Raw genomic sequence first — 10794 nt, 5'->3', positions numbered from 1 at the left:
TAAAAATGGGTAAAATAATCGGAATTGATTTAGGTACGACAAACTCTTGTGTTTCTGTAATGGAAGGTAATGAAGCAGTTGTTATTCCTAACGCAGAAGGAAAAAGAACAACACCATCTATCATCGCTTTTGTTGAAGGTGGCGAAATTAAAGTAGGAGATCCTGCAAAAAGACAAGCGGTAACGAATCCTACCAAAACAATTGCTTCTATTAAACGTTTTATGGGTCATTCTTTTGCTGAAGTTTCTGCTGAAGCGAAAAGAGTTTCTTACAAAGTTGTAAAAGGGGACAACAATACTCCACGTGTGGATATTGATGGTCGTTTATACACTCCACAAGAATTGTCAGCAATGACTCTTCAAAAAATGAAAAAAACAGCTGAAGACTATTTAGGTCAAACTGTTACTGAAGCGGTTATTACTGTTCCTGCTTACTTTAATGATGCACAACGTCAAGCTACAAAAGAAGCTGGTGAAATTGCAGGTCTTAAGGTAATGCGTATTATCAATGAGCCTACAGCAGCAGCGCTTGCTTACGGTCTTGATAAAAAAGGTAAAGATCAAAAAATTGCCGTTTATGATTTAGGTGGAGGTACATTTGATATCTCTGTTCTTGAATTAGGAGACGGAGTTTTTGAAGTATTGTCTACAAACGGAGATACTCACTTAGGTGGGGATGATTTTGACCATGAAATTATTGACTGGTTAGCTGACGAATTTAAAGCTGAAGAAGGTATTGACTTGCGTCTTGACCCAATGTCATTGCAACGTTTGAAAGAAGCTGCCGAAAAAGCAAAAATCGAATTGTCTTCTTCTACTGAAACTGAAATCAACTTACCTTATGTAACTGCTACAGCTTCAGGACCAAAACACCTTGTTAAAAAATTATCTAGAGCTAAATTTGAGCAATTAACTGATTCATTAGTTAAACGTTCTATGGCACCAGTTGCTAAAGCGTTGAAAGATGCAGGTTTATCTGTTTCTGATATTGACGAAGTGATCCTTGTAGGAGGTTCTACTCGTATGCCAAGAATCGCTGACGAAGTAGAAAAATTCTTCGGTAAAAAAGCGTCTAAAGGAGTTAACCCTGATGAGGTTGTTGCAATTGGAGCAGCTATTCAAGGTGGAGTTCTTTCTGGAGATGTAAAAGATGTATTGTTACTTGACGTTACACCATTATCTTTAGGTATCGAAACTATGGGAGGAGTTATGACTACATTAATTGAGTCTAACACAACTATCCCAACTAAAAAATCGCAAGTATTCTCTACTGCTGCAGATTCTCAACCAACAGTTGAAATTCACGTATTGCAAGGAGCTAGAGCAATGGCTGCTGACAACAAAACTATTGGTCGTTTCCATTTAGATGGTATACCACCAGCACCAAGAGGTGTTCCACAAATTGAAGTAACTTTTGATATTGATGCTAATGGTATCATCAAAGTTTCTGCAACTGACAAAGGAACAGGAAAATCTCATGACATTCGTATCGAAGCTTCTTCTGGATTAACAGCTGAAGAAATCGAAAGAATGAAAAAAGATGCAGAAGCTAATGCTGATGCTGACAAAATTGCAAGAGAAAGAGCTGAAAAATTGAACGAAGCAGATGGAATGATCTTCCAAACTGAAACTCAATTGAAAGACCTTGGAGCAAAATTATCTGATGAAAACAAAGTTGCTGTAGAATATGCATTGACTGAATTGAGAATGGCTCACCAATCTCAAGACATTCCAGCTATTCAAACTGCACTTGATAACATCAATGCTGCTTGGAAAACTGCTACTGAAGCAATGTACGCACAAGGAGAACAAGGCCAAGAAGCTGCACAGCCACAAACTGAAGCGCAAGGAGACGATGTTCAAGACGTAGATTACGAAGAAGTAAAATAATTATTTCGCGTAGAGATGAACTGTTGTGAATCTCTCCATCATACAAAAAACCGTTCGCCTTTGGTGAACGGTTTTTTTTTGTCTCATTATATTTTAGATTTTTTAAAACTGACAGCTTTCAAAAACTTGCAGCGTTTATTTTTTCAGGAATGATGAGTTTTATTTATGACTAAGATAAATTCAAACATGATTTTTCTCATGAAATAAAACTAAAGTAGCAATTACTTTTGTATTGTAAGGAATTTTAGAAAAATTTCAAATATGTTAAGGAATAACAGATTTCTTCCAGTTTTTCGTAATATTACTGTATATATAATTTTGCATGAGAAAAATTAAATTCAAAAAAGGTCGCAAGGGACTATCGAACCATCTGGAGTATACGGGTACGCATAAAAAGTTTGAGTCAGAAATGCAATTGTTTGTCTATGACGATTTGAGAATTACCGAATACGAAGATCTGGATATAGCCGATTTTAAAAAATGCATTAATCCCGAGCAAAATAATTGGCTCAATCTGCATGGCTTAAACGAAATTGAAATTATTGAGGGTATAGGAGATTTTTTCAAAATAGACAATTTTCTGCTTTCCGATATTTTGAATACTGGCAGGAGAACAAAACTCGAAGAGTTTCCGGACACTTTGTTTTTTAACATAAAGTCGATGCTGCCTTCGGAACATTCCGATAACATCAGTGTCGAACAAATTAGTTTCTTGATAAAAGACGGCATTTTGATCTCCTTTCAAGAAAAAAGGAGTGATTTTTTTATTCACATCAGAGAACGAATCCGAAACCATGCAGGAGTAGTGAGATCAAAAAAAGTTGATTTTTTGCTCTATCTTCTATTGGATGCCATTATTGAAAATTTCTATGTGACCATGGAAAACGAAGAAGATAAGGTGGAAGAATTAATCAATTTGTCCAAGAATAGCGCTGACCCGGAGATTTTGGTTCGAATTGAAAAGCATCGCGACAATTTTAATTTCCTGAAGCGATCCATAATTCCATTGCGTGATTCGTTGTATGCCATTAAAATGCTGAAAGAGGACGAAGAATTTAAGGTGATTGAAGCGGAGACGTATAGCTATTATTCGCGTTTGCATCAAAAAAGCTTGGAACTACTGGAACAAATAGAGTCTGACATGGGGATGCTGGAGAGCGCTTCCAATTTCTTTTTTTCCTCCCAAACACATAAGATGAATGAGATCATGAAAACGCTGACGATTGTTTCGGCGATATTTATCCCCCTAACTTTTATTGCGGGTGTGTACGGAATGAATTTCAAATATATGCCCGAACTACAATATGAAAATGGATATTTTGCCGTTATCGGTGTTATGGTTTTAATCGTATTGGGTATGATTGTCTATTTTAAAAAAAGGGACTGGTTTTGAGAATAAATAGTAAAGTAACGTGTAAAGTGTTGAATGAAATTGCTCAATTTAATTTGGAATAACAATAAAAATAAAGAGAATGAACAAGGCAATATATATAGCAACAAGCGAGCATAACAGCGGGAAATCAATCATAACGCTTGGTCTAATGAGCATGCTTATCGGTAAAACTGCCAAAGTGGGTTACTTCAGGCCGATAATAGAAGATTTTGAGGATGGAAAATTGGATAACCATATCGAAACCGTAATTAATTACTTTGGTTTGGATATTGCTTTTGAAGATGCTTTTGCCATCACAAAAAGCAAACTCATCAAGAAGAAAAACAAAGGTAAAATCGGAGAGGTGCTGGATCTAATTATTGAAAAATACAAAAAGTTAGAGGAGCAGTTCGATTTTGTTTTGGTCGAGGGGACCAGTTTTAGCGGGGAAGGGACAGTCATTGAATTGGACATGAATGTGCTGATTGCAAAAAATTTGGGAATACCAACTATAATCGTGGGTTCTGGTGTGGGGAAAACATTAGAGGAGTTGATTGACAGTCTTTATCTGGCTTATGACTCATTTAAGGTGAAGGATGTTGAAGTGTTAGCCGTCATTGCCAATAAAGTGCAACGCGAAAACATAAAATTGGTTACGGATGGTTTAAAAGCAAGTTTGCCGGAAGAGGTGCTGGTAAATTCCATACCTCTTGTATCGAGTTTAAACAACCCTACCATTAAAGAAATTGTCGATGAGCTCGGCGCCAAAGTACTCTTTGGGGGCGAGTTTTTAAATAATGAAATCGGGAATTTCAGCGTAGGAGCCATGCAATTGCGCAACTATTTGTTGCATTTAAAAGAAAATGCCCTTGTTATCACTCCAGGGGATCGGGCCGATATTATTTTGGGAGCCTTACAAGCCAATGAATCTGCCAACTATCCTTCAATCTCGGGAATAGTGCTGACGGGGAACATATTGCCTGAAGATAGTATCCTGAAATTAATTGAAGGTTTAACTAGCATTGTGCCCATTATTTCTGTTGAAGGCGGAACCTACAGTATTACCAATAGAATAGGCGATATTAAGTCTAAGATATACGCCAACAATACCCAAAAAATTGAGACCTCAATCAACACTTTCGAGAAGTATGTTGACTTGGATAGTTTGTCCGAAAAGCTGAGTGCTTTTGAAGTGGAAGGAATGACACCAAAAATGTTTCAATACAATCTTGTTAAAAGGGCCAAGAAACACAGAAAACATATTGTGTTACCCGAAGGGAATGACGACAGAATTTTAATCGCAACTTCACGATTGTTGGCGATGGATGTGGTTGATATTTCAATTATCGGGAACAAAAAACAAATTGAAAATAAAGTGGCAGAGTTGGGAATCGCTTTTGATTTTTCGAAGGTAAAAATCATCAATCCAATCGAATCGGAACATTACGAGGATTACGTAAACACCTATTACGAGTTGCGAAAAGCCAAAAACGTTACATTAGGAATGGCCAAAGACTTAATGGAAGACGTATCCTATTTTGGGACGATGATGGTGTATAAGGGAGATGCGGACGGAATGGTTTCCGGGGCAGCACACACCACCCAGCATACCATCTTGCCCGCTTTGCAATTCATTAAAACAAAACCCGATACCTGCATCGTTTCCTCGATATTTTTCATGTGTTTGGAAGATCGGGTTTCTGTTTTTGGAGACTGTGCCATCAATCCCAACCCGACAGCGGAACAATTGGCGGAAATAGCAATTTCTTCAGCAGATTCTAGTTCGGCTTTCGGTATAGAACCAAAGATTGCAATGCTTTCATATTCTTCGGGTGCTTCCGGAAAAGGGGACGAGGTCGACAAGGTAAGGGCCGCAACAGAGATAGTCCGTAAAAAACGTCCCGACCTGAAAATCGAAGGCCCGATTCAATACGATGCTGCGGTAGATATGGAAATTGGTCAAAGTAAAATGCCGAATTCGGAGGTTGCAGGACAGGCCAGTGTGCTTATTTTCCCTGATTTAAACACGGGAAACAATACTTATAAAGCCGTACAGAGAGAAACTGGAGCCTTGGCCATAGGACCGATGTTGCAGGGCCTAAACAAACCCGTAAACGATTTAAGTCGCGGTTGCACGGTGGATGATATTATCAACACGGTGGTGATTACGGCAATACAAGCGCAGGGACTTTAGCTTATTTATTCAAGGATTGAAATATTAAGAGATTTAAAAATTAATATTTCAATCTTTTAATCTTTTAATAATATTTAATGAAAATAGTAATTATAAACTCGGGGAGTTCTTCCATAAAATACCAATTAATTGAAATGCCGAGCAATGAAGTCATCTGTTCAGGCATGATTGACAGAATAGGATTGGAAACTTCGAATCTAAGTTATGCGACAAGTAAGGTAAAGCTAGAGGAGACATTACCGATTGCCACCCATAAAATTGGTTTAGAAAAGATTGCCGAATTGTTGATGGATGAAAAAAATGGCGTGATCAAAAGCACAGGGGAGATTGATGCCGTTGGTCATCGAGTGGTCCATGGCGGAGCGAGTTTCAGCAATACCGTTGTCATCAACGATGAGGTAAAAGAAAAGATAAAGCAACTTTTTGCTTTAGCGCCTTTGCATAACCCCGCCAACTTAGAGGGGATAAATGTGGCAGAAGCCATTTTTACCAATGCAAAGCAAATTGCCGTTTTTGACACTGCTTTTCATCAAACAATTCCGGTTGTTGCGCATAAATATGCACTGCCGAATTATCTTTTGACAGAAAATAAAATACGGGTATATGGTTTTCATGGAACAAGTCATAAATATGTTTCTGAAAGAGCAAATGAATATTTGGAGAACAGCTCAAAAATAATAACGATCCATTTGGGTAACGGATGTAGTATGACCGCCATTAAGGAAGGGAAAAGTGTTGACCACAGTCTTGGTTTTGGTCCCATGAACGGATTAATTATGGGGACAAGAAGTGGTGATGTTGACCAGTCCGTGATTTTTTATCTTGTTAAAACTTTAGGCTATACGCTTGATGACGTCAATACGATGTTGCAAAAGCAAAGTGGAATGCTTGGCCTTACCGGCTACAGCGATTTGAGGGATATAGAGTCAAATGCCGAGCTTGGAAATGTTGATTGTCAACTGGCATTGGCGATGAACGCCTATCGAATAAAGAAATACATAGGTTCTTACGCAGCAGTTTTGAATGGCCTGGACGCCATCGTTTTTACCGCTGGAATAGGCGAAAATTCTTCTTACATCAGAAAACTCGTGTGTACTGATATGGATTATTTCGGGATTAAATTAGACACTGAAAAGAATAACATTCGCTCCAAGGAAATAAGAGAAATCAATACGACTGATTCGAAAACAAAAATATTGGTAATACCTACCAATGAAGAATTTGAAATCGCAAATCAGGTTTACGAACTTCTTGAGTAATAAAAAATAGGTTTAGTCTTAAAAGCTTCTCGGTAAGGGAGGCTTTATTTTATGCTCTTTATTGAATAAATGTAATTATATTTGAAGATAAATGATACAATTTTGAAAGTAAGAATAATAAAAATAGTCCTTTTCTGTTTTATTTCCTGCCATTTGTATTCTCAGGAATTGCTTCCATTTGTTGAGAATTACAGTAAATCAAATTATCAAGGGGACAACCAAATTTGGAATGTGGCTCAAGGAAATGATGCTGCCATGTATTTTGCCAATAACCATTATTTACTTCGTTATGATGGGGTAAAGTGGGGGAAATACATGCTGCCCAATAAAACGGTCATTCGTTCGATATTTGTCGATGGGGATAAAATTTATTCGGGTTCTTATAAGGAATTTGGTTATTGGTCGCGAAAGGACGGCAACATGAATTATGTCTCGATTTCAAAAGGGAACAAGGTTTTTGACGATACTGAGAACGAGGAGATTTGGAAAATCTTTAAATTTAATGGCAAAATTTACTTCCAATCATTTAATAGAATTTTTATTTATGACGGGAAATCTATTCAGAAAACTAAGCTGCCGCATCTTATATCGTATTGCTTTATAGTAGACAATCAACTTTTGATCGCTTCTGTAGAGAACGGCGTTTATAGAATGAATAATTCAGGTATCGAAAAGGTAAAGGGTTGGTCCATCTTAGAGCATAACGTTATTCATGACATTGAGAAACATAAAAACAAAACATACTTTTTTACCAAGAAAAACGGTGTTTATGTTGAAGAGAACGGGGTTTTAAGTTCTTGGAAAAGTCCGCTGAATGAAACGTTAAAAACGGCAAATGTAAATGCCGCCAAGTTTATCAAGAATGATAAATTAGTTATCGGGACCGCAAGTGAAGGCGTTTATATCTACGATTTAAATACCGATACCTATAAAAACATCAATAGGAACAATGTACTGATGAACAATTCTATTTTGAGTATCGGAATAGATAAAGAAAATGACTTGTGGTTGGGTCTTGATAATGGGATTGCGCATATTGAAGTCAATTCGGCCATTTCCATTTTTTCTGATAATTCCGGAGTTTTAGGGTCGGTATATTCAGTTGCGACAATCGGGAAAGGGTATTTGATGGCTTCCAATCATGGCGTTTTTAAGTATGAAAACAACCAATTTTCAGCAATTCCAACTATGCAAGGGCAGGCTTGGAATATCAGCAAAATAAATGACAAGTACCTTATTGGCCACAACGAGGGAACCTTCATTTATGAAAAAGGCATATTCTCAAAATTAAATAATAGGAATGGAGGCTGGAACCTTACGAAAAGTAATATTAACAATTCTTATTTGCAGGCAACCTATAGTGGGATAACCATTTACAAGGACGGCAATGATTTATCTAAAAAGGTCGATATAAATGATCTTTTGAAACCAATAAAATATGTTGCCCAAAATAAAAAAAACGAAATCTGGGCAGCAGATAATTATAGAGGATTATATCGAATTCAGTTGAACGACAACTTTGAAACTATTGATGTAGAAAATGTCAGTCAACGAAATAAAATCGCAAACGATTTTGGAGTGAAAATATTTGAGTTCCGAACAGAAATACTCTTTTTAATCCATAATTCTTGGTACACTTATAATTCCATCACGAATCAGTTAGAGCAGAATCAATTGTTTAATTCTAATTTCAGGAATATATCAGATATTGTGGCTATTGATGACAGCCATTTTATGGTGTTAAAAGAGGGACTTTTGTATCCTATCTACGTAGACGGAAATAAATTTGTTTGGAACAGCATTCAAGAAAAATATTATAAGGGAAAAATCATCAATGACAATTTAAAGATATTCAAAAAAAAGAGCAACTATTTGCTAAACTTGGATGACGGATTCATCTCTCTGCAACTGGAAAACAACTCCAAAACGGCTCAAAAAATAAGGATTGAAGCTTATAATAATGAGAATTTGATTAGCAACGAATCAAAAATAAAATATAATTCAGAGTTAAGGATAAATGTGGTTTCCGGAATATATGGCGCAGCTAAACCAAGCCTGTTTTATAAGATTGATGAGTCTTCGGATTTTGTCCCTATTAAAGAAGGATTAATTGTATTGAATAATTTGGGTAACGGAAATCATATCGTAAGCGTTTATAATCACGATGGCCTTCACTATGCAAAGTTGTCGAGTTTCGATTTTTCAGTTTCAAAACCATGGTATTTTTCGTTTTGGATGGTTTTATTGTATTTATTGTTAGCGGGTACAATTTTATACGTTTATTATAAATGGAATAAAATGAGATATATTCAGAAATTGGAATTGAGAGAAGAGGAACTGAAACATCAAAAGAAAATTCTTGAAATCGAATTAAAAGCTGAAAATGAATTGAACAGTCAGGAATATCAAAAACATATTCTTGAATTGGAGTTGCAATCCAAATCTTCGGAAGTGGCGGGAAAATCACTTTCTATAGCGAAGCAAAGTGAAATGATTGAAAAAATTCAAGGAATTTTGGAATCTGAAACCGACTTCAATAAATTAAAAAGTGAAATTACAAAAGCGATAAAGATCAATGCCGTTAACAAGCATGAGTGGGAAACTTTCGAAACAAACTTAAATCAAATTCATAATGAATTTATTATCAATCTAACCAAGAAATATCCTGTTCTTACTTCAAAGGATATTAAGCTTTGCATTTACCTAAAAATGAATCTTTCATCTAAAGAGATTGCGCCAATGATGAATATTTCTTTCCGGGGTGTAGAACTTCATCGTTATAGATTGAGAAAAAAATTGAACCTTGTACAGGACGAAAATCTGTCCAAATTTTTATTTTCTTTATAAAAAATATTTTTTTTAATGGATATATTTTTTTTATTCTCATTTTTGGCTAGAATTAGAATCATATCCCCATCAAATCAGACATGATGCGTTTTTTACTCTTAGCCAAAACAGATTACAGATTTATGAAGGTTTTTTCTGGTATTTGAGAGTCATATAGTGTTTTAATTTTGATGTCTGCAACGTTTTGAACCCTTTTTCCTTTTCTAACTAAAATGTTTTATGCATGAGAAACTTTACTTTTATCTTTTTGGCACTCATCCTGCTTCCTGCTTATATATCTGCCCAAGTAATTAAGGGAAAAGTATTAGATAAAAACGGGATGGCGATTCAGGGAGCAAGTTTAGTTGCCCTGGATTCCAATACCAATGTGAATACTGATTTCGAAGGGAATTTTAGAATTGATGCCGAAATTGGCGAGGTATTAAAAGTTAGCATGATTGGTTTTGATACCTTTTCCATTAAGGTAACAGCTAGTTTCATGACCATCATTCTGAATGAATCGTTAGACTCTGAATTGCGGGAAATTTTTGTTATTGGTTATGGATATCGAAAAAAATCCGATAACACGGGGGCTATTTCTCAACTTACGTCAGATGATATCACCAAATCAAAAGTGCTAAATGCCACGCAAGCCATTCAAGGGAAAGCGGCTGGGGTACAAGTAATAGGGACTGATGTCCCAGGCGCTTCCCCTTCCTTGATCATTAGGGGTATTGGAACTTTTGGAGCTGATAGAACCCCTTTGTATGTGGTGGACGGGATTGCAACAAAGAACATCACTAATATCAATTCTAATGACATCGCCTCTTTTGATGTTTTAAAAGATGCATCCTCGTTGGCCATATATGGAAATCAAGGAGCAAATGGGGTTGTCATTATAACGACCAAAAAAGGGAAAGGCGATAAAACTCTTGTAGAATACGATGGCTTCTATGGTATAAGAACAGCTCTGAAAAAAATTAAAATGGCCAGTTCAAATCAATTTGCTAACTATTCAAATATCGCGGATCAAAACACCCGATTTTCTTTGGATCAAAAGTACAATACCAATTGGTTTGACGAGATTACGAGATTGGGTAGTTATTCATCCCATAATTTGGCTTTATCTGCAGCTTCGGATAAAATCAATTATTTGTTTAGTTTAAATTATTATAAAGAGCAGGGAATTTTGGAAGGTTTGGACTATAATCGTTTTACTTTTAGAAATAACAATGATTATAAGTTATCAGATAA

6 protein-coding genes are annotated in these 10794 nt (G+C 36.2%); all 6 read left to right on the top strand.

The genetic code is table 11. The annotated features are described in order from the left end of the window. Positions 1 to 5 precede the first annotated feature (5 nt). Positions 6 to 1889, top strand: coding sequence for a molecular chaperone DnaK (gene dnaK, locus VIH09_RS10490; protein WP_331580697.1), 1884 nt, complete (start codon positions 6 to 8; stop codon positions 1887 to 1889). Between the two features lie 322 nt (positions 1890 to 2211). Then, positions 2212 to 3282 (top strand): magnesium/cobalt transporter CorA, encoded by a 1071-nt coding sequence (corA, locus tag VIH09_RS10485; RefSeq protein ID WP_331580695.1) that lies wholly within the window; start codon positions 2212 to 2214, stop codon positions 3280 to 3282. A gap of 79 nt (positions 3283 to 3361) precedes the next feature. Continuing rightward, the gene (gene pta / locus VIH09_RS10480) at positions 3362 to 5455 is read left to right on the top strand and encodes a phosphate acetyltransferase (RefSeq protein WP_331580693.1); all 2094 of its coding nucleotides are present in this window, start codon (positions 3362 to 3364) and stop codon (positions 5453 to 5455) included. Positions 5456 to 5532: 77 nt separating this feature from the next. Further along, on the top strand, positions 5533 to 6714 hold the full coding sequence (locus VIH09_RS10475; protein WP_331580690.1) for an acetate kinase: 1182 nt from the start codon (positions 5533 to 5535) through the stop codon (positions 6712 to 6714). A gap of 102 nt (positions 6715 to 6816) precedes the next feature. Then, positions 6817 to 9561: a histidine kinase gene (locus tag VIH09_RS10470; RefSeq protein ID WP_331580688.1), complete on the top strand. Its 2745-nt coding sequence runs from the start codon at positions 6817 to 6819 to the stop codon at positions 9559 to 9561. 223 nt (positions 9562 to 9784) lie between these two features. Further along, positions 9785 to 10794, top strand: a 1010-nt coding sequence (locus VIH09_RS10465; RefSeq protein ID WP_331580686.1) for a TonB-dependent receptor plug domain-containing protein, incomplete at its 3' end; no start/stop codon positions are given.

This window comes from Flavobacterium sp., assembly GCF_036515215.1.
Lineage (GTDB): Bacteria > Bacteroidota > Bacteroidia > Flavobacteriales > Flavobacteriaceae > Flavobacterium.
This window is presented reverse-complemented; position numbering and strand designations above follow the sequence as displayed.

Excerpts from the sequence above, each read along its gene's own strand:
- dnaK (WP_331580697.1), top strand. The coding sequence starts at position 6 with ATGGGTAAAATAATCGGAATTGATTTAGGTACGACAAACTCTTGTGTT.
- corA (WP_331580695.1), top strand. The coding sequence starts at position 2,212 with ATGAGAAAAATTAAATTCAAAAAAGGTCGCAAGGGACTATCGAACCAT.
- pta (WP_331580693.1), top strand. The coding sequence starts at position 3,362 with ATGAACAAGGCAATATATATAGCAACAAGCGAGCATAACAGCGGGAAA.
- VIH09_RS10475 (WP_331580690.1), top strand. The coding sequence starts at position 5,533 with ATGAAAATAGTAATTATAAACTCGGGGAGTTCTTCCATAAAATACCAA.